Origin of the sequence: Caulobacter sp. DWR1-3-2b1 (assembly GCF_049895765.1) — a bacterium.
Classification (GTDB): Bacteria; Pseudomonadota; Alphaproteobacteria; order Caulobacterales; family Caulobacteraceae; genus Caulobacter.
The window spans coordinates 49,229-72,013 of record NZ_JAFCSZ010000005.1; the positions used below are offsets into that span (position 1 = coordinate 49,229).

Annotated in this window: 27 protein-coding genes; 8 read left to right on the top strand and 19 right to left on the bottom strand. The window is 65.8% G+C overall.

Annotation, left to right across the window (positions count from 1 at the left end; translation table 11 throughout):
• Positions 1–76: 76 nt before the first annotated feature.
• The 6 genes from ACP69S_RS06705 to yajC all read right to left on the bottom strand — a co-directional run bounded on the left by ACP69S_RS06705 (position 77) and on the right by yajC (position 4,950).
• Positions 77–790 carry a squalene/phytoene synthase family protein gene (locus ACP69S_RS06705; protein ID WP_425995797.1) on the bottom strand — a complete coding sequence of 238 codons (714 nt, stop codon included), beginning with the start codon at positions 788–790 and terminating at the stop codon, positions 77–79.
• A gap of 69 nt (positions 791–859) precedes the next feature.
• On the bottom strand, positions 860–1,474 hold the full coding sequence (locus tag ACP69S_RS06710) for a urate hydroxylase PuuD (RefSeq protein ID WP_425995798.1): 615 nt from the start codon (positions 1,472–1,474) through the stop codon (positions 860–862).
• An 80-nt stretch (positions 1,475–1,554) separates the two neighbouring features.
• On the bottom strand, positions 1,555–1,917 hold the full coding sequence (locus ACP69S_RS06715; RefSeq protein ID WP_425995799.1) for an Mth938-like domain-containing protein: 363 nt from the start codon (positions 1,915–1,917) through the stop codon (positions 1,555–1,557).
• On the bottom strand, positions 1,917–2,882 hold the full coding sequence (gene secF / locus ACP69S_RS06720; protein ID WP_425995800.1) for a protein translocase subunit SecF: 966 nt from the start codon (positions 2,880–2,882) through the stop codon (positions 1,917–1,919). Before secF ends, ACP69S_RS06715 begins: the two co-directional genes overlap by 1 nt.
• Positions 2,883–4,484 carry a protein translocase subunit SecD gene (secD, locus tag ACP69S_RS06725; protein WP_425995801.1) on the bottom strand — a complete coding sequence of 534 codons (1,602 nt, stop codon included), beginning with the start codon at positions 4,482–4,484 and terminating at the stop codon, positions 2,883–2,885.
• 157 nt (positions 4,485–4,641) lie between these two features.
• Positions 4,642–4,950, bottom strand: coding sequence for a preprotein translocase subunit YajC (gene yajC, locus ACP69S_RS06730; protein WP_425995802.1), 309 nt, complete (start codon positions 4,948–4,950; stop codon positions 4,642–4,644).
• A gap of 116 nt (positions 4,951–5,066) precedes the next feature.
• On the opposite strand from yajC, the gene ACP69S_RS06735 reads away from it, so the two are divergent.
• Entirely contained in the window at positions 5,067–5,906 is an 840-nt protein-coding gene (locus tag ACP69S_RS06735; protein ID WP_425995803.1) for an ATP-binding protein, read from the top strand.
• Between the two features lie 218 nt (positions 5,907–6,124).
• Positions 6,125–6,370, top strand: coding sequence for a hypothetical protein (locus ACP69S_RS06740; RefSeq protein WP_425995804.1), 246 nt, complete (start codon positions 6,125–6,127; stop codon positions 6,368–6,370).
• 138 nt (positions 6,371–6,508) lie between these two features.
• Here the strand turns inward: ACP69S_RS06740 and ACP69S_RS06745 are convergent, their stop codons facing one another.
• The 4 genes from ACP69S_RS06745 to serS all read right to left on the bottom strand — a co-directional run bounded on the left by ACP69S_RS06745 (position 6,509) and on the right by serS (position 11,435).
• On the bottom strand, positions 6,509–8,395 hold the full coding sequence (locus tag ACP69S_RS06745) for a LysM peptidoglycan-binding domain-containing protein (protein WP_425995805.1): 1,887 nt from the start codon (positions 8,393–8,395) through the stop codon (positions 6,509–6,511).
• Positions 8,396–8,492: 97 nt separating this feature from the next.
• Positions 8,493–9,152, bottom strand: a complete 660-nt coding sequence (locus ACP69S_RS06750; RefSeq protein WP_425995806.1) for a protein-L-isoaspartate(D-aspartate) O-methyltransferase — start codon at positions 9,150–9,152, stop codon at positions 8,493–8,495.
• Positions 9,149–9,943, bottom strand: coding sequence for a 5'/3'-nucleotidase SurE (gene surE / locus ACP69S_RS06755; protein WP_425995807.1), 795 nt, complete (start codon positions 9,941–9,943; stop codon positions 9,149–9,151). The genes ACP69S_RS06750 and surE overlap by 4 nt, the downstream gene beginning before the upstream one ends.
• Positions 9,944–10,085: 142 nt before the next feature.
• Positions 10,086–11,435, bottom strand: a complete 1,350-nt coding sequence (gene serS / locus ACP69S_RS06760; RefSeq protein WP_425995808.1) for a serine--tRNA ligase — start codon at positions 11,433–11,435, stop codon at positions 10,086–10,088.
• A gap of 369 nt (positions 11,436–11,804) precedes the next feature.
• Here serS and ACP69S_RS06765 point away from each other — a divergent pair, with 369 nt between their 5' ends.
• On the top strand, positions 11,805–12,284 hold the full coding sequence (locus tag ACP69S_RS06765) for a hypothetical protein (protein WP_425995809.1): 480 nt from the start codon (positions 11,805–11,807) through the stop codon (positions 12,282–12,284).
• A gap of 158 nt (positions 12,285–12,442) precedes the next feature.
• Here the strand turns inward: ACP69S_RS06765 and tatC are convergent, their stop codons facing one another.
• From tatC to ACP69S_RS06805, 8 genes are all read right to left on the bottom strand, one after another.
• Complete coding sequence (tatC, locus tag ACP69S_RS06770) at positions 12,443–13,342, bottom strand: twin-arginine translocase subunit TatC (RefSeq protein WP_425995810.1); 900 nt, start codon at positions 13,340–13,342, stop codon at positions 12,443–12,445.
• Positions 13,339–13,950, bottom strand: coding sequence for a Sec-independent protein translocase protein TatB (gene tatB / locus ACP69S_RS06775; protein WP_425995811.1), 612 nt, complete (start codon positions 13,948–13,950; stop codon positions 13,339–13,341). The genes tatC and tatB overlap by 4 nt, the downstream gene beginning before the upstream one ends.
• Before the next feature lie 93 nt (positions 13,951–14,043).
• Complete coding sequence (gene tatA / locus ACP69S_RS06780; RefSeq protein ID WP_425995812.1) at positions 14,044–14,268, bottom strand: twin-arginine translocase TatA/TatE family subunit; 225 nt, start codon at positions 14,266–14,268, stop codon at positions 14,044–14,046.
• Between the two features lie 324 nt (positions 14,269–14,592).
• Positions 14,593–15,249, bottom strand: a complete 657-nt coding sequence (gene scpB / locus ACP69S_RS06785) for an SMC-Scp complex subunit ScpB (RefSeq protein WP_425995813.1) — start codon at positions 15,247–15,249, stop codon at positions 14,593–14,595.
• Positions 15,246–16,085 carry a segregation and condensation protein A gene (locus tag ACP69S_RS06790; protein ID WP_425995814.1) on the bottom strand — a complete coding sequence of 280 codons (840 nt, stop codon included), beginning with the start codon at positions 16,083–16,085 and terminating at the stop codon, positions 15,246–15,248. Before ACP69S_RS06790 ends, scpB begins: the two co-directional genes overlap by 4 nt.
• Positions 16,082–17,104, bottom strand: coding sequence for a beta-N-acetylhexosaminidase (gene nagZ, locus ACP69S_RS06795; RefSeq protein ID WP_425995815.1), 1,023 nt, complete (start codon positions 17,102–17,104; stop codon positions 16,082–16,084). The genes ACP69S_RS06790 and nagZ overlap by 4 nt, the downstream gene beginning before the upstream one ends.
• A 10-nt stretch (positions 17,105–17,114) precedes the next feature.
• Positions 17,115–17,909, bottom strand: coding sequence for an SPOR domain-containing protein (locus ACP69S_RS06800; RefSeq protein WP_425995816.1), 795 nt, complete (start codon positions 17,907–17,909; stop codon positions 17,115–17,117).
• A 165-nt stretch (positions 17,910–18,074) separates the two neighbouring features.
• Positions 18,075–19,259 carry a deoxyguanosinetriphosphate triphosphohydrolase gene (locus ACP69S_RS06805; RefSeq protein WP_425995817.1) on the bottom strand — a complete coding sequence of 395 codons (1,185 nt, stop codon included), beginning with the start codon at positions 19,257–19,259 and terminating at the stop codon, positions 18,075–18,077.
• Positions 19,260–19,348: 89 nt separating this feature from the next.
• On the opposite strand from ACP69S_RS06805, the gene erpA reads away from it, so the two are divergent.
• On the top strand, positions 19,349–19,681 hold the full coding sequence (gene erpA, locus ACP69S_RS06810) for an iron-sulfur cluster insertion protein ErpA (RefSeq protein ID WP_425995818.1): 333 nt from the start codon (positions 19,349–19,351) through the stop codon (positions 19,679–19,681).
• Between the two features lie 78 nt (positions 19,682–19,759).
• Here the strand turns inward: erpA and ACP69S_RS06815 are convergent, their stop codons facing one another.
• Positions 19,760–20,098 carry a hypothetical protein gene (locus tag ACP69S_RS06815; RefSeq protein WP_425995819.1) on the bottom strand — a complete coding sequence of 113 codons (339 nt, stop codon included), beginning with the start codon at positions 20,096–20,098 and terminating at the stop codon, positions 19,760–19,762.
• Positions 20,099–20,134: 36 nt separating this feature from the next.
• Between ACP69S_RS06815 and xth the strand changes: the two genes are divergently transcribed.
• The 4 genes from xth (at position 20,135) to ACP69S_RS06835 (ending at position 22,768) form a co-directional block, all read left to right on the top strand.
• Positions 20,135–20,923 carry an exodeoxyribonuclease III gene (xth, locus tag ACP69S_RS06820; protein WP_425995820.1) on the top strand — a complete coding sequence of 263 codons (789 nt, stop codon included), beginning with the start codon at positions 20,135–20,137 and terminating at the stop codon, positions 20,921–20,923.
• Positions 20,924–20,979: 56 nt separating this feature from the next.
• Positions 20,980–21,519: a hypothetical protein gene (locus tag ACP69S_RS06825; RefSeq protein WP_425995821.1), complete on the top strand. Its 540-nt coding sequence runs from the start codon at positions 20,980–20,982 to the stop codon at positions 21,517–21,519.
• A 48-nt stretch (positions 21,520–21,567) separates the two neighbouring features.
• On the top strand, positions 21,568–22,389 hold the full coding sequence (locus tag ACP69S_RS06830) for a hypothetical protein (protein ID WP_425995822.1): 822 nt from the start codon (positions 21,568–21,570) through the stop codon (positions 22,387–22,389).
• A gap of 61 nt (positions 22,390–22,450) precedes the next feature.
• The gene (locus tag ACP69S_RS06835; protein ID WP_425995823.1) at positions 22,451–22,768 is read left to right on the top strand and encodes a hypothetical protein; all 318 of its coding nucleotides are present in this window, start codon (positions 22,451–22,453) and stop codon (positions 22,766–22,768) included.
• Positions 22,769–22,785: the final 17 nt, after the last annotated feature.

Below are 22,785 nucleotides of genomic sequence, written 5' to 3' on the forward strand. Positions count from 1 at the left end.
CTCTTTTTTGACACGAAACTGCCACATGAAAATGGCCGGCGGGCGGCCATCAGGGCGTGGTCGTCGACAGAAAACCCTACAGAAGGCCCGTCGCCACCGCCCAAGTAAGGCGGGCCTTTTTTTCGAATTCGCCGGGGTCGCGACCTCGAACATAGGCGCCGGCGAGCGCCGCCGGGGCGATGGCCGGGAAGGCGTTGACGGGCAGGCCCCTGAGCTGGCGGCGCGCAGCCCTCAGTTGTTCGGCCACGCGGCGCGCCAGATCGGCCTGCGTCCAGCTCTCCGGCAAGCGAGAACGCCCGAACTGTTTCAACCGCCACAGGCCCGCCAGACCATAGGCCCGCGCGGCGCCCTTTACGGCGTGCGGGTCGGCGGACGGGTCGAGGCGCCGCGCGGCCAGTACGGCCAAGGCCCCTGCGGTGGAGTCGATATAGGCCAGCGCCCTGCCCTCGTCGCTCGGTGGCGTGTCGTCCAGGTCGGCGAAACGGGCCTCGACCATGGCGGCCAGGGCCACAGGATCGATTCCCGAGGCGGCAATGGCTTCGACATTGGGATGTTTACGCGGCGTCTTGCCGGCTGCGATCTCTTCCATGGCCTCGCGCCACCAGGTCAGGCGGATCTCGCCCATCAGGGCATTGGAGACCCCGCCGGCCACGCGAGCCAGTTCGTAATTGAAAGCGTAGAGCGCGATGACATCGGCCCGCGCCTTCAGGTCGCCGATGAAGCGGCTGGCCAGCCAGCGGTCGGGATCGACGCGGCGGACAAGGTCGTCGAGGGTTTCGGTGTCGGCCATGGGTCTTCAAACGAAAAGGGCCCGCCGATTCCTCGACGGACCCTTCCCTTACACGATTTTGATCGGGGTTCAGCCGAACAGCGTCTGATACATCGCCATGGTCGCCAGCATCGGCAGGCTCAGCAGCGTGTTGATGCGGCTGAACAGCATGGCCATCTTCGCCGCCTTGGCCTTGGTGTCGGCGTCCGCCTCGACGATACCCAGCGCGCGCTTCTGGTTTGGCCAGATCACGCCCCAGACATTGATGAACATGATCGTCGCCAGCCACATGCCCAGGCCGATGAAGGTGAAGCCCATGTCGACGCCGCGCTCATAGCCGCCCCACATGCCCAACGTCATCGCTTCGGCGAAATAGCCGCGATTGACGGCCAGGACCACGCCCATGACCCAGGTGGCCAGAGCTGACCAACGGAACCAGAACAGCGCTTCCGGAGCGATATACTTGGAGACCGCGGGCTTCAGCTCGGCCGGGATCTGCGGCATGACGCGGATCTGAACGAAATTGAAGTAATACAGCAGACCTATCCACAGGATGCCGAAGAAGACGTGCAACCAACGGAACACCGCCTGAAAATAGGCGCCGTCGAAACCGTGCGGGCCGTGCCCGAAACCGAAGACGATCACCAGCGCCAGAATGCTGCTGGCGATGAACGTATTGCGGAAATTGGAAAGCAGTCCGACCATTGTCAGCCCCCTGAGCCTGTGTCTTTGACAGAGCTATAAGCTTCTTCGCAGAGTCGGGCAAAGCCTCGAAACGACGTTCGCTAGACCGCTATCAGCGCCGCCGCCAGTCGCCGGCCTTCGCTGGCGAGCACGTTGTAGGTGCGGGCTGCGGCCTCGGTGCTCATGAATTCCAGACCGATCCCGGCCGCCTTCAGGGCGTCGCGGATGGGGCGCGGCGGCATGGCGTTGACCAGGCCCCCGCCCAGCAACACGAACTCGACCGCGCCGCCGGCCGCGAAGACCTCGGCGAAGTCGCCGGGCGTCAGCTCGGCCAGAGCGGTGGCGGTCCAGACGCGCGGCTTGTCGTCGATGATCAGCAGCGAGCCGGGACGCCAGTCGCCGGAGACCCGAAAGCCGCCACCACCCCAGGCGTCAATCGAAGGCGGGCGACGCGGTTCGGCCATCAGGGACGCGAGGCCGCGCCGAGCTTGATCGGCGTCGCCTCTTCCTCGCCGCGCTTGACGCCCCACAGCAGGATGATCGGCGCGCCGACATAGATCGACGAATAGGTGCCGACGATGATGCCGAATATCATCACCACCGAGAAGCCAAACAGCGCCTTGCCGCCGAAAACCGCCAGGCCTGCCAGAGCCATGACAGCCGTCACACCTGTGATGATGGTGCGCGACAGGATCTCGTTGATCGACAGGTCGATCACTTCGCCCAATGGCATCCTCTTGTACTTGCGCAGGTTCTCACGAAGGCGATCGAACACGACCACGGTGTCGTTCATCGAATAGCCGATCACCGTCAGCAGCGCCGCCACGGTGTTGAGGCCAAACTCGATCCTGAACAGCACGATGAAGCCGAAGGTCAGGATCAGGTCGTGCAACAGGCCGGCGACCGCGCCCAGGCCAAATTGCGGCTCGAAGCGGAACCAGATGTAGAGGAACATCAGGCCGACGGCGAGGGCCAGGGCGATGATCCCGCTGCGGAAGAGTTCGCCGGAAACCTTGGGGCCCACCGCCGAGGGATTGATGAACTGGACGGGATCGCCCAGCGACTGGCGCAGGGCGGTCTTGACGTTGGTCAGGGTCGCGCCGGCGTCGGCGCCGACAGCGGTCTGGAACCGCACCAGCGCCCGGTCTGGCGCGCCGAAGGCCTGAACCTGAACGTCGCCCAGGCCCTGGGCTTCAAGCGTGGTGCGCACCTTGGCCAGGTCCACCGCGCGGGGCGCGGTCGAAACCTCCATGACCGAGCCGCCCTTGAAGTCGATACCCATGTTCAATCCGGGAATGAACACGCTGACCAGGGAGGCGACCACCAGGATGGCGCTGATCGCGGCCATCAGGCGCGCGAACTTGACGAAGGTAAGGTTTGTTTTCTGCGGGAGCAGCTTGATCAGGGGCCAGGCCATGGGTGCGCTCACTCAGATCGGAAGTTTCTTGGGGCGGGCGGCGCGGAACCACCAGCCGATGAGAAGCTGGCTGACCAGCACGGCGGTGAACACCGAGGTGAACACGCCGATCGAAAGGGTCCAGGCAAAGCCGCGGACCGGGCCAGCGCCGAAGGCGAACATGATGCCGGCCGCCACCAGGGTGGTGACGTTGGCGTCGATGATCGTGCTCATGGCGCGGGAGAAGCCGGCGTCGGCGGCCATGATCGCCGATTTTCCGGCCCGCGCCTCGTCGCGCATCCGCTCGTAGATCAACACGTTGGCGTCGACAGCCACGGCCAAAGTCAGGATCAGGCCGGCGATGCCGGGCAGGGTCAGGGTGGCCTGGGTCAGCGACATGGCCGCGACGATCAACATGCCGTTGATCAGCAGGGCGATCACCGCGATGCCGCCAAACAGCAGGCCATAGGCCAGCAGCATGAAGGCCACGATGGTGACGAAGGCCACCAGGGTGGAGATCGCCCCCGCCCTCACGGCGTCTGCGCCAAGCTCGGCGCCGACGGTGCGCTGTTCTTCGACCGTCAAGGGAGCGGGCAGAGCGCCCGATCGCAACAGCAGGGCCAGCTCCGAAGCGCTCTCCGGCGTGAAATTGCCGGTGATGATGCCCGATCCGCCGGTGATGGCGCTGTTGATGACCGGCGCCGAGATGATCTTGCCATCCAGGACGATGGCGAACTTCTTGTTGATATTGCGCGCGGTGGCGTCGCCGAACTTGCGCGCGCCCTGGCCGTTGAAATTGAACGAGACGACCGGGTTGCCGCTCTGGGAATCGAAGGTCTGGCGGGAATCGGTCAGCTCGTCGCCCGACACCACGGCGCGCTTGCGCACTGCATAGGCCGGCACATAGCCGTCCTCGCTGGGCAGCACTTCCGAGCCGGGCGGGATGCGCCCCGCCGCCATGTCCTCGGCGGTGACGCCTTCGTCGACCATCTGGAAGGTCAGCTTGGCGGTCTTGCCGATTACCGACTTCAGCTTTTCGGGATCGCTTTCACCGGCCGCCTGGATGACGATCCGGTCAGTGCCCTGGCGGGTGATCGTCGGTTCCTTGGTGCCCAGGCTGTCGATTCGGCGACGGATGGTCTCGATCGACTGCTCGACCGCCATCGCCGCGTCGGCCTTGGCGGCCTCGGCCACGAAGCTGATTTCCAGCCGCTGGTTATCCCGCGTGGCGACAGAGATGTCGCGACCGCCGACGGCGCCGACCAATGGCGAGCCGACCGACTGCCGGAGCAGGTTGGCGGCGTCACTCACCTTGGCGGCGTCAGCGATACGCACACTGATCACGCCACCGGCTTCACGCAGCTCACCAAACGCGATCTGCTCGCCCCGCAGGCTGGTGCGGACGTCTTCGACCAGATTGGTCAGACGTTCGCGGCGCAGCGCGGCCATATCGACTTCCATGAGCAGATACGATCCGCCCTGAAGGTCGAGGCCCAGGTTGAGCTTCTGCTTGGGAACCCAGCCGGGCAGAGCGTCGAGCGCCCGTTGCGGCAACAGGTTCGGCAGGGTGAAGACAAGGCCGAAGATCACCGCCAGGGTGACGACGATGATCTTCCAGCGGGACAGTGTCAGCATGGATTACAGGCTCTGGACGACGCCTTGCGGCGTCTTGTTGTAGGCGCTTTAGAGCATTTTCGAGCGAAGCGGATGCCGGTTCGCGTGAGGAAAATGCGTAAAATCAGAAAGTTCCGGAGCGGGCCCGGTTCTGTAGGAACGGTCCCGCTCCAGGAAATCAGCTCTTGGGGTCGTTGGCCGGGGCGGGTTCACCCTTGGTGCGGACTTCGGTGATCATGCCCTTGACGACCTTGACGGTCACGCCCTGGGCGATCTCGACGCCGACTTCCTTGTCCTCGACCCGCACGATCTTGCCGAGCATGCCGCTGGACAGCACGACATTGTCGCCGCGCTTCAGATTGCCGAGCATCACCTTATGCTCCTTGGCCCGCTTTTGCTGCGGACGGATCAGCATGAAGTAGAACAGAACCACCATCAGGATGATGGGGGCGATTTGCATAAGCTGCGCGTTCAGGCCACCGGGCATAACGTCTCCAAAATTTCTGCGGTCGAAGCCTCCATATGGGGTCTCGCCAAGTCGGCGGAAGCTATGCGTTCACCTCCGCTTTTGCAATGACGGCGCGGCGAGGTTAGGACCGCGCCATGATCGACGCCCAAAACGCCCTGCTCGCCCGCATCGCCGACGCTCTGGAGCGCCTGGCGCCGGCCGCGCCGAGCCCGCCGGATTTCGCCGGCGCGCGGTTGTTTCGGCATGATTCCGCGGGCGAGGCCTTCGTTGCCGCCCCCGACTATCCGATGGCCCTGGACCTGCTGGTCGGGGTCGAGCGGCAGAAGGATCGCTTCGTCGAGAACCTGACCCGCTTCGCCGTCGGCCTGCCCTGCAACCACGTTCTGCTGTGGGGCGTGCGCGGCACGGGCAAGAGCTCGATGACCAAGGCCGCCTTCATGGCCGTCAGCGCCGCCCACGCCGACCTGAAGCTTGTCGAGGTGGATCGCGACGAGATCGCCGCCCTGCCCCCGCTGTTTGATCTGCTGCGCGGCCGGAGCGAGCGCTTCGTGGTGCTGTGCGACGACCTGTCGTTCGAGGACGGCGCAGCGGCGGCCAAGGCCCTGAAGTCAGCGCTGGAGGGCGGCGTGGCCGGCCCGCCGGAGAACGTGCTGTTCGTCGCCACCTCCAACCGCCGCCACCTGATGCCGCGCGACCACGTCGAAAGCCAGGGCGCCATCGCCGCCGCCGAGGACGCCGAGGAGGAGATGAGCGTCTCCGACCGCTTCGGCCTGTGGATCGGCTTCCCGCCGATGGACCAGCCGACCTATCTCGAGGCCATCCGCGTCTATGCCGAGCGCTTCGATCTGGTCGTCGAGAACCTCGACCGGCGGGCCTTGCAGTGGTCGCAGCTGCGCGGCGCGCGCTCGGGTCGCGTGGCGTGGCAGTTTATCCGCGATCTGGCGGGAGAGTTGGGGAAGAGCTTGCCAGGGTAGGCGTTTGGCGCTGGGACGCCCCCTCCGTCACGTCGCGTATTCGCGCCACGCCACCTCCCCCGCTTCGCATGGGAGGAGAAGCTCTTCATCTCCTCACCCGTGAAACGGGGGAGGTGGCGCGCTCGAATACGCAGCGCGCCGGAGCGGGCGTTCCGACATTGGACGTGGCCCTGCCGCCTGACATATAATGGCCGCCAGAAATCAACCCGGAGCACCCCATGGCCAAGCCGTGGTTTCGGACCAAGCAATACGGTTACGGCGCGAGTCTGCCGTGCAGCTGGGAAGGTTGGGCGGCCTTCATCCTGTTCATGGCCGTGATGATCGGCCTGTCAGCTCTGCCCGAGGCCCTCACCCAGCCTCGCCCCTGGCTCGGCATCGCCGTACGCGTGAGCCTGACCGTCGGTTTCATCGTGCTGGTCTGGCGCAAGAGCGACAAGCCCTGGGGCTGGCGCTGGCGCAAATAGCAAAACGGCCCGCCTGTCTTGAGGCGAGCCGTCTGTAGTCTCTAGTGGTGAGGTTCAGTCGCTTGGAACCCGCCTAAATCCTTCTTGGGAAAGGGATCGAGCGATTTCCAGAGGGACTCAAGCGTCGCGTTCTATCCACTAGCGCGGCAGGACCAGCCCCGGATCAACCGGGCGAGCCTTGTCCTTGACCGTCGGCGCATAGCGCATTTCGAAGTGCAGCTGGGGCTCGTTGACGCCGCCGGTCGAACCCACAGTGCCCAGTTGTTGCCCCTTCGACACCTGTTGGCGCATCTTCACGTCGGTGGAGCCGAGGTGGGCATAGGCCGTGACCCAGCCGTCGGCATGCTTGACCAGCACGAGGTTGCCGAAGGTCGGGACCTGATTGCCGGCATAGGCGATCTCGCCGTCGGCGGCGGATACGACCGGCGCTCCGGCATTTGCGCGGATGTTCAGGCCGTCGTTACGCTGACCCGTGCCCTTGACCCCGAAGCTGGAGATGATGTCGCCGCGCAGGGGCCACGAGAAGCGACCCTTGCCCGAGGCGATGATCTCAGCCTCGGTCGGGGCGGCGCTGCTTTCGATGATCGGACGCACAGAGGTCGACGGTGGCGGGCTGACCGGCATGGCAGCGACCGGACCGCTGGGACGCGGAGTCGAGGGGCCCGGACGATAGGGGATCGGCGCGGCCGGCGTGGTCACCGGAGGCTCCACACGGGCCAGGGTCGGCGCCGGAGCCAGAGCCGGGGAAGGCGCCTGGGCGAACGTCGTCGACGGAGCGGCGGGCCTTGTTGTCGTTGTCTTGATCGGACCCTTATCCTTGTAGCCGTCGGGCAGAAGAACCTTCTGGCCCTTCTTCACGGACGCCGTGGTCTTCAGGTCGTTCTCGGCGGCCAGCGCCTTGGGGGTGACGTTGAAGCGCTTGCCGATGGCGGTCAGGGTGTCGCCGGTCTGGGCGACATAGGCCTTGGCCGTCGTCGCCGGACCCTTGATCTTTGCACCCAGCCTCAGCGCCTTGTCGGCGTCCAGATCATTGGCGTCGGCCAGTTCCTTGACGCTCATGTCGAAGCGCTTGGCGATCGCCGTCAGGGTGTCGCCCGACTTCACCGTGTAGACTTGGCGCGGACCCGCTACGCTGACCACCGAGCCGGTGACGCTGGTCGTCGTCGTGGTGACACTGGCCGAACTGGCGAACGGCGTCGAGGCCGGCTGGGTCATGGTCGGGGTCGAGCCGCGCGGCGTCTCGACGGGGCGGGTGGCCGGCGTCGGCGTCGCGCCGGCGAGCGTCGTCGTCGGAACGCTGGAAGGCGGCGCGGCGATGGCGGTCCTGGTAGGCCCCTTGTCCTTGTAGCCCTCGGGCAGCTGCAGCCTCTGGCCGCGCTTGATGGCCGCGCCGCTTTTGAGGTCGTTCTCGTCAGCCAAAGCCGCGGCCGTGACGCTGAAGCGCTTGGCGATGGCGAACATCGTGTCGCCCGTCTGAACGACATAGGCCTTGGACTTGGGGCCGGCCGGGCCGACGATCTTCTGGCCCAGCTTCAGGCGGTACGGCGGCTCCAGATCGTTGAGCTTGACCAGTTCGGCGCGAGTCGCGCCAAAGCCACGCGCGATGGTGTCCAGGGCGTCGCCCGACGCCACGACGTGGGACTGCGGCTTGCCGGGGACATCAACCACGGGACCGCCAACGGTCGTGACGATGGTCGGCGCGGCCGGACGGACCCGGGCCGGGGGTGGCGGCGAATAGACGGGCGCGGGCAGTTCGGTGCGGGTGACCGGGGGTTCGTTATAGGTCGGCGCGGGCGGCGCGGCCTCGACCGGGATCGACTCGCGACGAATCGTCTCTGAAGGCTGCGGCGTGGTGTCGAGCGGCGCTTCCTGAATGATCGGGAAGTTGGGCGTCTGCGCCCTTGGAGCGGGTCCGCTCGGCTGCCCGTCTCGCGCGGGATACTGCGGCGACGAGGTCGTCTCGCAGGCGGCGAGCGTTCCAGCCGTCAGGGCGATCACCGCCGCGCGCGTCCACAACTGCCTCATAGCCTCTCCTTTCCTCACGGAAGACCAGACGGCCCCGCGAGGGTAAATCAATCATTAACCGCAAGAGCGCCGCGCAAGCCTCGCCCCATTTCCCGCTTCACTGGTCGCGGGCCACGCCGTCGAGCAGCGGCACGAACCGCACGTCGCATAGCGCCTCGACCTTGAAGCCGCCCTTGCCGTCGCCCGCATATCGGCGAAGGCTCTGCACCGGCCCCTTCCCGATCGGCGCCACGAGGACGCCGTTGGGCTTGAGCTGGGACAGCAGTCGTTTCGGATCATCCTCGGCGGCGGCCGTGACCATAATACGGTCAAACGGCGCTTGTTCGGCCCAACCTTCGCCGCCATCGCCGAACTTGGTGATGACATTGGTCAGACCCAGCTTATGGAACCGCGCCTCGGCCTCCTTCATCAGGGTGCGATAGCGCTCGATCGTATAGACGAGGCGCGACACCTTGCTGAGGATGGTCGTCTGGTAGCCCGACCCCGTGCCGATCTCCAGCACGCGCGAGCGCGGCTCGATGGTCAGGGCCTGGGTCATCAGGCCGACGATATAGGGCTGGCTGATGGTCTGGCCGCAGGCGATGGGCAGGGCCGAATCCTCCCACGAGCGTTCCTTGAAAAGGTCCGGCGTGAACAGGTCTCGCGGCGTCTTTTCGATGGCCGACAGCACCTGCGGATCGGTGATCCCCTGATCGCGCAGGGCCTTCATCAGGCGGGGCAGATCGGCGGCCGCCACGGCCTTGGCCTTGCCGGTCATGCGTCCACCCGCTGCTTGGGAGGCGCGCCGCCCAGCACGCCCTTCAGGGCATGGACGGTCTCGTTGTGCGTCAGGTCGATGTGCAGCGGCGTCACCGAGATCTTGCCGTCATAGACCGCTTTCAGGTCGGTGCCCTCGGCCGGGTTCGAGGCCTTGTTGACGAAGCCCATCCAGTAATAGTCGCGGCCGCGCAGGTCCGTGCGCTTGTCCCAGTTGCGCAGGTGACCGTCGCGGAAACCCTGGCGCGTGACCTCGACCGCTGTGACCTGCTCGGGCGGCAGCGGCGGGAAGTTGACGTTCATGATCACGTCGGCCGGCCAGCCCACCTCCAGCAGGCGCTGGATTATTCCAGGAGCGTAGGTCTCGGCGGTCTCCCAGTGGGCGACGACCTCGTCGTGGAAATAGGTCATGGCCTGGGACAGGGCGATCGACCGGATCCCCAGGGCCATGCCCTCGATGGCGCCGGCCACTGTGCCCGAGAGAGTGACATCCTCGGCGAGGTTCTGGCCGCGATTGACGCCCGATAGCACCAGGTCCGGCGCGGGGCCGTCGATCAACTGCTGCACGGCCATCATCACGCAGTCGGTGGGCGTGCCCTCGACGGCGAAACGTTGCGGGTCGATACGGCGCACCCGCAGCGGATCGGCCAGGGTCAGGGCCCGGCTGGCGCCCGACTGCTCGTATTCCGGCGCGCAGATCCAGACGTCGTTGCTCAAGGCGCGGGCGATCTTCTCAAGCGTGACAAGGCCAGGAGCGTGGATACCGTCGTCGTTGGTGAGGAGAATTCTCACGATGCCCTTCTCCCCTTGCGGGAGAAGGTGTCGCGCAGCGACGGATGAGGGATCGCGCGGACAAGGTTGGTAAACCCCTCATCCGACCTGCTTCGCAGGCCACCTTCTCCCGCATGGGGAGAAGGACAGTTAGGCGTAAGGATCACTTCTCGCCCCCGATATGCGTCACGCCGCCCAAATAGGGAACCAGCACCTCGGGAATGGTGATCCGGCCGTTCTCGTCTTGATAGTTCTCCAGCACGGCCACCAGGGTGCGGCCCACGGCCAGGCCCGAGCCGTTCAGGGTGTGGACGTACTGCGTGCCCTTCTCGCCGGCCTTCTTGAAGCGGGCGTCCATGCGCCGGGCCTGGAAGTCGCCGCAGTTGGAGCAGGAGCTGATCTCGCGGAAGGTATTCTGCGAGGGAAGCCAGACCTCAAGATCGTAGGTTTTCTTCGCGCTAAAGCCCATGTCGCCCGTGCACAGCAGCATGGTCCGGAATGGCAGGTTGAGAGCCTTCAGCACCGCCTCGGCGCAACCGACCATGCGTTCGTGCTCGGCCTCGGACTGGTCCGCCGTGGTGATCGAGACCAGCTCGACCTTATAGAACTGGTGCTGACGGATCATGCCGCGGGTGTCGCGACCCGACGCGCCGGCCTCTGAGCGAAAGCTGGGGGTCAGGGCGGTCATGCGAAGAGGAAGCTCTTCCTCGGCGGTAACCTGCTCGCGGATGATGTTGGTCAGCGAGACTTCGGCCGTCGGAATGAGGTAGCGGGCACCTTGGCCGCTCAAAAGCAGGTGTCGGTGACCGCCGTCAGTCGTTGGAACGACTTCGGCAATTTTAAAAAGGTCTTCTTCAAATTTTGGAAGTTGACCTGTGCCATACAGTGCATTTCCACGCACCAAAAGCGGCGGCGACACCTCGATGTAGCCATGCTCGACTGTCTGCAGGTCCAGCATGAACTGGCCCAGAGCCCGCTCCAGTCGGGCGATTTGCCCCTTCAGCACAACGAAGCGCGCGCCGCTCATGCGGGCGGCGGCTTCGAAGTCCATGCCGCCGAGGGCCGCGCCCAGGTCGACGTGGTCCTTGGGGGCGTTCAGGCGACCGGCGGGCAGCTTGGAGGCGTCGCCCCAGCGGCGCACCTCGACATTGCCGGCCTCGTCCTCGCCTGCCGGCACGTCGGCGGCGGGGATGTTGGGCAGGGCCGACAGCAGGTCCTTCAGCTTGGCGCCGGCATCGGCCTCTTCTTCCGAAGCGGCGGCCATGACGCCCTTCAGGGACTCGACCTCGGCCATCAGGCGCGCGGCCTCGGCCTCGTCCTTCTTGCCCTTGGCCTGGCCGATCAGCTTGGAGCTTTCGTTGCGCTTGGACTGGCTCACCTGCAGCGCCGTCTGGGCCGCGCGCAGCCGAGCGTCCAGGGCCACGGCCTCGGCGGCCGCGCCCGAGCGACCCTTGGCCGACCATGCGGCTTCAAAGGCTTCGGGATTGTCGCGGATGGCCTTGATGTCGTGCATCGCAGAGCGCTCGAAAACTAGCGTAGGGAAGCGCCCTCTCTAAGGCGCGTCGGTCAAGGCGCCAACCTTTTCAGGGACCCCATACGAGGCCGTGAACAGGGGCTTGGACCAACAGAGGGCCGGTGGGTCGATTCGTCCAGCAACCCCTTCGCTGCGAAATCGCAGGAACTCGCGTCGACCTAACACGTCTGTATGTATTTCGAAAACCTGATTCCCGTAACGCCGTTATTCTCGAAGACCTCGAAAGCATTGAAAGTGGATAACCAACATTAAGCCCGTTTCTGCACTTCAATTTAATTCCGAGATGAAAAAGGAAACGCCAACAAAACGACCCAACGTTCCTCACCCGGAATTTACAGGATTTACACCGTGAAGAAGTTCGCCGCTCTCGCCGCCCTCGTCACCGTCTCGGCCGCCATCGCCGCCCCCGCGAGCGCCGCCACCCTGGTCCGCGTCTCGCTCGCCGGCAAGAACAGCGTCGAGATCACCAACGAGATCAAGGCCGCCGCCCAGGCCGTCTGCGCCACCGAGAAGGCGACCTCGGTGCTGGCCTGCGTCGAAGGCGCCACCTACGACGCCAACCGCCAGTTGGCCGGCATTCTGAAGGCCCGCACCGGCGCCGTGAAGGTCGATGCGCGTCGCGAGACCGTCTCGGTGGTCCGCGTCTCGCTGAAGGGCAAGTCGACCGAACAGATCCACGCCGAGATCAAGGCCGCCGCCGAAGCCGTCTGTAAGGCCTCCAGCGACTACGTCAGCCGTAACGAACTGCGCGCCTGCGTGGGTGGCACCGTTCGTTCAGCCAAGGCTCGCCTGCAGGCCATGGCTGTCCAGACCAAGCAACAAGCCTAAGCTCTACGGCTTGAGCCCCCAACGGGGCTCGCCTGAAACAGCAAAGCCTCCGCTCCCTTTCGGGGCGGAGGCCTTTTGTTGTTCCATCTGGCTGTCATCCCGGCTCGGCGCGCTTCGCCCCCGGCTCAAGGCCGGGGCTGGATGACAGGTTTAGCGGACTAAACCGCCACGATCTCGGTGCTCTTCTTCTCGTCCTTGGCCTTGCCGCGTTCGATCAGCCACACGCACCAGATGCCGATCTCGTAGAGCAGGCACATCGGAATGGCCAAGGTCAGCTGGCTGATCGGATCGGGCGGGGTCAGGATGGCCGCAGCGATGAACACCCCGACGATGGCGTAGCGACGGCCCTCGCGCAGCATTTTGCTGCTGAGGATCCCGGCCAGGCCCAGCAGCGACACCACCACCGGCAACTGGAAGCACAGGCCAAAGGCCAGCAGCAGCGAGGTCACCAGGGTGAGGTAATCGCTGACCTTGGGCAGAAGCTGGATCGAGATGCCGGCGGTCTGCACCTGCTGGCTCAGCGAGAACCACAGGACGAACGGCAGCATGATGAAATAGACCAGCGCCGCGCCCAGGAAGAACATGAACGGCGAGGCGAGCAGGAACGGCAGGAATGCTCCGCGCTCGTTCTTGTACAGGCCCGGCGCCACGAAGCGATACAGCTGCCAGGCCAGGACCGGGAAGGTCAGAACCACGGCGCCGAAACCGGCCAGCTTGATCTTGGTGAAGAAGAACTCCAGCGCCGCCGTATAGACCAGATCGAGCGCCTTGGTCTGACCCAGCGGGATCTCCTTGAGGCCAACAAGGGCCAGCAGCAGGTCGAACGGACCATGCTTGCCGCCCGAATGCTGGGCGCTCAGCAGCTGCTGGGCCACCGTGAACGGCTTGACGAGGAAGAGGAAGATCTGGTCGGCGAAGGCGAAACAGACGCCAAAGCCGACGAACAGCGCCAGCACGCAGATGATCAACCGCATGCGCAGCTCGACCAGATGGTCCAGCAGCGGCGCGCGCGAGGATTCGATCTCGTCCTCGGGTTCGTGTCCGATAGCGTCCGTCACGAGGCAATATCCGAAGAGGTCGAGGCGCCAGCCTTCACTGTGCGCTTGCGCGGGGCGCGGGCGGCCTTGGGGGCCTCAATGGTGATCTCGGTCTTCGGCGCGCGCTTGCGGGCAGGAGCCTTGGCGGTGGCGGGTTCCACAATAGCCGGAGCCTTGGAGGCCGCAGCCTTGACGGCGCGCGGCTTGCGAGGCTTGGCGCCGACACGCTCGACCGTCGTACCGGGCGGCAGGATCGACGGCTCGCCAGAGGGCTGGGGCGGCTGATAGCCGGCATAGGGGTGAACCTGCATGGTTCCGCTGTTGAGACTGGCGTCGATGTCGGCGAACACTTGGTCGACGCCAACGTCCTTGGCCTGATCGGCGGCCTCGCGCAGCGGCGCAGTGTACTGCCCCGAGCGCATGGCCTCGACCTCGCGGCGCAGGTCGTCCAGCTCGGACTGCCTGGCCATCTCGTCGAAGCTGGCGCGGAATTCCGAGGCCATGCCCCGCATCTTGCCCACAAACTGGCCCAGCTTGCGCAGCAGCATGGGCAGATCCTTGGGCCCCACCACGATCAGAGCGACCGCAGCAATGACCAGAAGTTCTAAGCCGCCGATATCAGGAAGCATGGACGCGCCTTAGAGCGACGCAAGCCGCTGGCCCGCTGTCGCGAAGTGGATGGGACGCGCGCGACGGGCCCCGCCCGCGCGCCCGGAGAAACTTTAAGACTTACGCAGGTCTTCTTCTTCAGCCTTGGTGCGCGGAAGGGCGCCCGTAGCCTTGTTGTCGGCGACTTCGCTGCTCGTGTCGTCCTTCAGGCCGTCCTTGAACGCGCGAATGCCCTTGGCTGCGTCGCCCATGATTCCCGACAGCTTGCCGCGACCGCCGAACAACACGAGGATCACGATCGCAACGATGACCCAGTGAATTGGTCCAAAAGCGCCCATCATCAAACTCCTTGCCGCACGGCCGAATAGCGGGTGCAGCGCTCAGTTACAATATCACTTCGATATAGGCGTTTGAATGGCGTCAGAACACCATCAAAGCGGTGCTTCGGACGGGTTCGTCCCAAGCGGCCTAATTGGCCAACGCCCAAAGGCCAGCACCCAAAGCCCCACAAGGTTGGCAATTGGGACAAAGGCCAGAACCGACCACCATCCGGAAAACCCTATCCGCTTCAGAATCATACCGACAGGTATCCCGATAACTGCCAGCCAAGCCAACACTATGGCCCAGTGGGCAATTGACATGCTGCCCATCGGGCTTTCCCTCTATTGATGTAAGTCCCCCAGGAAGTCCTGGGCAAATTCCGGCGCCTCGTCGCCGTCTTCCAGCGGATCCTCGTCCTCGCCAGGACGCAGGCCCAGCGGGTCGGGGACCGAGAATCCCGGCGGCAGGTTCATCTCCAGCAGACCGGCGGCTTTCATTTCGGTGACGCCAGGCAAGTCGGACAAAGTCGCCAGGCCATAGTGTTCCAGGAAGGCGTCGGTGGTGCCGAAAGTCACCGGCCGGCCCGGCGAGCGGCGCCGGCCGCGCATCCGCACCAGACCCAGCTCCAGCAGGACGTCGATAGTACCCCGGCTGGCCTGAACGCCGCGCACCGCCTCGATCTCGGCCCGGGTGACCGGCTGGTGATAGGCGATGATCGCCAGGGTTTCCTGGGCAGCCTTGGACAGACGGCGCGGTTCCTCGCGCTCCTGCGTCATCAGGAAGGCCAGATCGGTCGCCGTTTGAAACCGCCAGCGATTGGCGACGCAGACTAGCTCGATCCCCCTGCCCTCGTAACGGGCTCGCAAGGCGGCGATTCCGGCCTGGATATCGCAGCCCTCAGGCAGGCGCTTGGCCAGGTCGATATCGCTCAGCGGCTCGGCGGCGGCGAACAGCAGAGCCTCGATGCAGCGCTCGGTGAACAGGAGATCGATCGTCACGCCAGCGGTTCCAGCTCGTAGTCAGGTTCGGGCTCGGCCCGGTTGCGCAGATAGACGTCCGAGAACGCCTCCATCTGCCGCGCTTCCAGCACACCTTCCTTCACCAGCTCCAGGCTCGCGGCCAAGGTGGAGGCCATGTAGGAGGCCGGTGACGGGCCGTCATCCACTTCCAGATAGCGTTCGATGGGCGCCACGGTCGACAGGGTGGTCCAGTCTTCCATCTTTGGCAGCAGGGACCGTAGCCGGTCGCGGGCGTCTTCCAGCGGATAGGCGGTCGGCGGGCGCGGGGCGTAGTGGCGACTGTGCTCGCGCTTGCGCTGGGTGATATAGGCGTTCATCAGGCCATAGAGGTCGCCTTCGAGCCGCGTCGACGAGACGATCTTCACCGCCCCAGGGTCACCGCGCATGAAGACCTCGCGCTTCAGCACCGGCCGGTCCTTCAGAGCCTCCACAGCCTTGCGCATGACGTCCAGCTTGGCCAGGCGAAAGGCCAGTTGCGCCGCCATTTCCTCGGCCGGCGGCTCCTCGGCCTTGGCGCGTTCAGGCTTGGGCAGCAGCAGGCGCGATTTCAGATAGGCCAGCCAAGCGGCCATGACCAGATAGTCGGCCGCCAGCGAGAACCGCACCCGCCGGGCCTGCTGGACGAAGGCCAGATACTGCTCGGCAAGCTTGGTGATCGACAGCTGCAGCAGGTCGACCTTCTGGCTGCGCGCCAGGGCCAGCAGCACGTGCAGCGGCCCTTCGTAGCCGTCGATATCGATGACCAGCGCCGCGCCGTCTTCCGCCGCCTCGTTGGCGGCCTCGAAGTCTAGCGTGGGCTGAAAGCCCGTTGTCACGCAAAGCGGCCATTAAAGGCGGCGTCGAACCGGGCGCGGGCCCCGGGGACATCCAGGGGTTCGACCACCTTCACGAGCCGGCTCATCACCGCCTGCGAGCGACGGCGCGCTTCCTTCGACAGACCGCCGACGCCGGACATCACGGCCTTCATCTCGTCCATGTCGCCATTGCAGTGCAGGACGACATCACAGCCAGCCGACAGGCTGTCCTTGGCGCGCTGCTTGAAGTCGCCCGACAGGGCCTTCATCGACAGGTCATCGCTCATCAAAAGTCCGTCGAAGCCCAAGGATTCGCGGATGATCTTCTTGATGGCTTTCTTGGAGGTGGTGGCCGGGCGCTTGCGGTCGATGGCCGTGTAGACGACGTGCGCCGTCATCGCCATCGGCATGTCGGACAGCACGCGGAACGGCGCGAAGTCGCGGGCGTCAAGTTCGGCCAGCTTGGCCTTCACGACCGGCAGTTCCAGGTGGCTGTCGCTCAGGGCGCGGCCGTGGCCGGGGATGTGCTTGATGATCGGCAGCACGCCGCCGGCCAGCAGGCCTTCGGCCGCCGCGCGGCCAAGCGTGGCCACCTGCTCGGGCGTGTCGCCATAGGCGCGGTCGCCAATGATCTCGTGGCCCAGCGGATCGGGCACGTCCAGCACAGGCACACAGTCGACATTGACACCGATGGCCCGCAGGTCGTGGGCAATCAGGCGCGCGCCGAGACGGGTGATCTCGCGGGCCACCAGCGGGTCATTGGCGACCAGCTCGCCATAGGCGCGGCCGGGCGGATAGGTCTTCCAGTGCGGCGGCTGCAGGCGGGCGACGCGCCCGCCTTCCTGATCGATCAGGATCGGGGCGTCGGGTCGGCCGACCGTGTCGCGCAAAGCCTGGGTCAGGGCCAAAGTCTGTTCGGGCGTGTCGATGTTGCGCTTGAACAGGATGAAGCCCCAGGGTTTCACGTCCCTGAAGAAGGCCACTTCTTCGGCCGAAAGGGTGGTCCCGGCGCAGCCGAGGATCGCGGCGGAAATGCTCAAGCGCCCGCTCCTACTTTACAAAGCAGGACTTGCCCGCAGCCGAGATCGCATCACAGAAGGCCTTGGCGGCTTCGCGGCTGGAAAAGCCGGTCACCGAGGTGCGGTAGAGCGTCGTGCCGTTCTTGTCGATCGCCTCAACCTTCTTGCCCTTGCCCGCAGCCAGGCCAGGGGCCAAACGCGCGGCGTCGCTCCAGGCCTTGTCGGCCAGGGCGGGCGAAGACAGGGCGCCGATCTGGACCATGGCCGAGCCGCTGGCCGAAGCAGCCGGCTTGGGCGTCGTCGCCGCAGCGACCACCACCGGCTTGGGCGCGGGGGGCTTGGGCGCGGGGGGCTTGGGCGCGATGGCGGCGGTGGCGAGGGTCTCGATCGTCGGAACTGGAGCCGGCTTGGCGGCGGCGGGCTTGGCTGCGGCCGGCAGGGCGGCGGGTCGGAGCGGCTTGGCGTCGACCGGCGCGGTCGGACGCGGCAACGGCGTCTCCGGCTGGGCGGCATAGGTCGGCGACGGCTGGTTTTCTTCGTTCTTATAGATCTGCAGACCCGAAGCCGGATCGGTCGGCTGGCTGCCGGCGGGCGGCGGGGTCTTCATCTCGGCGACCTGCGAGCCCACCGTGCGCGGCGGCTCGTTGGGGCCGCGCACGCCGCCGCGATAGATCATCACCACCGCCACGACGAGCGTCATCAGCACAACCGCGCTGATGATCAGGGTCATGGGCAGAGGGCGGGAACCGCGCACCGGCTGACGCGCATCGAAAGACAGCGGCGCATCGGTCGGCGGCGTATAGGCGCCGCGGTGGGGATCGGACATCGCAATTAGGCTCCAGAAGACGACGCACGCGGCTCGGCCCGCCGAATCACACGTGCGCGAACATAGTTTACCGAAGGGACAGCTCAGCCATAACCGCCTGCGCCGTCACGGTTGCAAGGAAACGTCCTTCGCTCCCCAAAAACCGAGAGCATTCGTCGACGGACCCTAGTTCCAGACGTCGAGCTGGAACAGCTTCCTGTGTTCCTCGATCGCGAACCGGTCGGTCATGCCCGCGATGTAGTCGCAGACCACCCGCGCACGCCCGGCCTCGTCGCGGTTCTGCGACTTCTCGAACCAGACGCTTGGCAGAACATCCGGCTCGGCCAGAAACAAGCTGAACATCTCGGCCAGAATGCGACGCGCCTGACTGCGCGTGCGGTTGACGCGCCAGTGGCGATACATGCGGGCGTGCAGGAACTGCCGCAGACGGGCCAGATCTTCGGCCATGTCCGGCGAGAAGGCGACCAGGGCGTGATCCAGCGCCCTCACCGCGTCCGGGGTCTGGACACCGGTGGCGGCGGCGCGCTGCAGGGTTTCGCCCATGACGTCATCGACCATGGCCCCGATCATCCGGCGCACGGCTTCCAGGCGGGTCAAGCGGGTGTCGAGATCAGGACGCTCGCTTTTCACCGCGAACAGGATCGGTCCGATCAGCGGCACGTCGAGCAGTTCGTCCAGATTGAACAGGCCGGCCTCGACGCCGTCGTCGACGTCGTGGTTGTTGTAGGCGATATCGTCGGCCAGGGCCGCGACCTGGGCTTCCGCCGAGGCCCAGGTGCCCAGGCCCAGATTATAGTCGTTGTCGTACTTGGAGATGGCCTTCCACGAAGGCTTGCCCAGCTTCTCGGTCACAGGGCCGTTGTGCTTGATGATGCCTTCCAGCGTTTCCCAGGTCAGGTTCAGGCCCAGGAAGTCGGGATAGCGGTGCTCCAGCTCGGTTACGACGCGGAAGGTCTGGACGTTGTGGTCGAAGCCGCCATAGGGCTTCATCTTGTCTTGCAGCTCGTCCTCGCCCGCATGGCCAAACGGCGGATGGCCGATGTCGTGACCCAGGGCGATGGTCTCGGCGAGGTCGGAGTCGAGCCCCAGAGCCGTCGCCAGCGAGCGGGCCACCTGGGCCACTTCCAGCGAATGGGTCAGGCGCGTGCGAAAATTGTCGCCCTCATGCGCCACGAAGACCTGGGTCTTTTCCTTCAAACGGCGAAAGGCCGAGGTGTGGATGATCCGGTCGCGGTCGCGGGCGAAGGGCGTGCGGGTGCGGCTCTCATCTTCCTTGAACCGGCGTCCGCGCGACTTGGCCGGATCCTCGGCATAGGGAGCGCGCGCGACAAGGTAAGGAGAAGACGTCATGAACAGCTCTTGGACCGCATCTGGACTTTCGCCCCTTCCGTTGGAGCGTCGATATCCTCATATAGGTCAAGGATGAGTTTTCCACAGCCATGACCGACATAACCGTAACCCTTTCCACCAACGCCGCGCGCCGCATTCACGCCATCGGGCAGACCGAAGGGCGGCCCGTCATGCTGCGCGTCGCGGTAGATGGCGGCGGATGCTCGGGTTTCCAGTACCGCTTCGACCTGGTCGAGACCGCAGAGGCCGATGACCTGCGGATCGAACGTGACGGGGCTGCGGCCCTGGTCGACGAGATGTCCCTGGTCCTGCTGAAGGGCTCGGAGATCGATTTCGTCGATGAGCTGGCCGGGGCGGAGTTCAAGGTTCGCAACCCCAACGCCAAGTCCAGCTGCGGCTGCGGCGTCAGCTTCTCGATCTAGCGCGCGCTTTCCGACGAAGTGGACGCCGGTTCGTCGACGAGAAGGCGCGCCGCTATAGTCGTCGCAGGGCCACTGGCCCTACGAGGGAACAAATTGCAGGACGGTCAGGGTCAGAGCCGCCCAGGCGGCCGGCGCGGCCATGGCGGCCCAGGCTTCGGTGCGCTTGCCCTTGCGCCATTGCATCCAGCCAACCAGCGGGGCCAGCATGCAGACCGCCCAGAACAGCGCGCCCAGCACGAAGCCCAGCCAGGCTACGGGGTTGGCCAGATTGCCCGGACCGTCGAAGACAAGCGGAGAGAACACCGCCAGGATGGCCCCGATCACCGCCGCCGCCGACCAGACGAGCGTGATCAGGACCAGCAGCACCTGCTGTCCCTTGTCTGAAATCTTGAAGCCTGGCTTGAGCGTGGTCGTCATGCGCCCTAGCCTTCCGCGCGCCGCCTGGAGCCGTCAATGCGTATCGCCACCTGGAACGTGAATTCCGTCAATGCTCGCCTGGAAGGGGTGCTGGCCTGGTTCGAGGCGCAGGCTCCGGACGTCGCCGTTCTGCAGGAAATCAAGTGCATCGACGAGAAGTTCCCGACCGAGGCCTTCGAACGGCTTGGCTACAATGTCGCCGTGCACGGCCAGAAGACCTATAACGGCGTCGCCCTGCTCTCCAAGCACCCGTTGGAGGACGTTCGGCGCGGCCTGCCCTTCCTGCACGAGGACGGGGTCGATGAGCAGGCGCGCTATATCGAGGCCGTGATCGCCGCGCCGACGCCAGTCCGGGTCTGCGGCATCTATCTGCCCAACGGCAATCCGCTCGGCACCGAGAAGTTCGACTACAAGCTGGCCTGGATGCGTCGCCTGCACGCCCACGCCAAGACCCTGCTGGCCCTTGAGGAGCCCCTGGTCATACTGGGCGATTATAACGTCATCCCCGAGGACGAGGACGTCCACAATCCCGAGGCCTGGCTGGGCGACGCCCTGTTCCAGCCCGAGAGTCGGGGCGCGTTCCGGGCCCTGAAGAACCTGGGCCTCACCGACGCCTATATGCAGGTCGACGGCGCGCCGGGCGGCTATACCTTCTGGGACTATCAGGCCGGCGCCTGGCCGCGAAACCTGGGCATCCGCATCGACCATCTGCTGCTGTCGCCCCAGGCCAGCGACCGGCTGGTCGATGTGGTCATCCACCGCGACGAACGCGACAAGGAAAAGCCATCGGATCACGTTCCGGTGGTCGCCGAGCTGAACCTGTAGACGGACGCTGCGCCTCATGATTGTGTGAGCAAGCCCTCACCCCTCAAGGTGCTCACATGCTGCTGGCCTTGCTTCTGATCGCCGCCGCAGAGGGCCCCCCCAATCATCCAGCGCCCAGCCCTTCACCACCCTATTCCGCTCTGGCCTCACCGACGGAGTCAGCTCGCTACGCACTCGTTCACGGATGTCTGCTGGCCCGGCAAAAGGGCGTGGGCCTCACTCAGGTCCCCAATCACTTCATCCGACTGGACAAGAAAACCGGCGCATATCGGATGACGGGCGCTGGGCGGGTCGAGCTGTCCGAGAAGAACGGTCCGGGCTGTTATATGCGCGTGGGGCTGGGCAATCCCGATCAGCTTCGCGTCATGGTTCTGGGAGTCCTCGCCGCCGAGGGCCGGGTCGGAAAGCTCTTTGACAGCGGTCCCGGCTCACGCGACGGCGGCGGATCGTTCCGCCAGGAAACCCACTGCGCGACGCTCGGCGGCAAGACGACCGTCGCACTGATCTCCACCTCCAACGACCGCAAACGACCGCGCCTGCAATTGAGCCTCGCCGACGACAGCGACGGGTCCTGCGCCCAGATCGCCTGGCCCTAGCCCGCGCCCCCTGTCGCGAATCCCGGACAGCGTCTAGCCTCGTAAGCCATGAGCGACCTCGCCCGCCTTCTGCTGTTTGTCGCTATCGCTGGCTCGGCGGTGACGTTCCTGGGCAGCGCGGCCATCTGGTTCATGGACGAGGACCGACGCATCCGCCGCGCCCTGCGCCATGTCCTGAGGGGCGATCCCGAAGTGCTGATCCTGGCTCGTGGCCGAGGTCGGGGCGCGGGCTTTTCCTTCGCCACAGGCTTGGCCGCCGTCGCCTGGGACAGCGGGGCCTGGTGCCTGATCTATCGCATCGATGAGCTGATGGGCGCCGAGCTGCTGGTCGATGGCCAAGTGGTCGGCCGGGTGTTCCGGGGCGAGAACCGGCGAGCGGTCGATCAGGTCGCGCCGCAATCGGTGCACACCGTCACCCTGCGCCTGGTATTCGACGATCCACGCCATCCCGACTTCGATCTCGACCTGTGGGTCCCCGGCGACGAGCAGCGCCGCGAAAGCCGCTCGCCGGCCGACGCCATGCAGGAGGCCAACCGCTGGCTGGCCCGCTGCGAGGCCATCGTACGCCGGCCGCTGGCGCCGCGTCCGGCCCCCGTCGTAAAGGCGGCGCCGCCCCCGCCGGAACCGCCGCCGGCCCCCGCGCCTCCGCCGAGGCATGAGCCTCCCCGGCCAGCGCCGACGCCTGCCCCGGTCCTCGCGGTCGAGGAGGTCTTCGAAGACGAGGATGACGAGCCCAGTTTCGATCTGGACGAGCCGCCGTGGGAGATCGATCCCTCGCCGCCGCTGACGCCGAGCTACAAGCCCGTGTCCAAGACCAAGCGCGAGCCCGGGGCCAGACAGGACGAGCTGCCCTTTGATCTGGACGACTAGCGGCGCCTTGCATGCTCAATGTGAGGGCGTAAGCTGACGGCCCTCATCGGGAGATTGCCTCATGAAACAGATCGCCATCGCGTCGCTGGCCCTGATCCTGGCCACGCCCGCCGCCGCCCAGCCCCCGCGCCTGACGCTTTCGCTGGCCGACGCCAATCGCGACGGCGCCGTCAGCCAAGAGGAAGCCGCCGCCGTTCTTGTCCAAATCTCCGGCGTCGCCGACTTCAAGATGACCCGGCCACGCGCCGCCGCGCCGGAACCCCAGCCCTCCGTGCTCGAACCGGGCCCGCTGGACCTGGATCGCCGCATCGTGCCCGCGAGCGAGTTCGAGAGGGCCAACGAGCAGGCGTTCCTCATCGAGAAGCGCAGGCGGGACTGACTGGAAGGCCGCGGCCC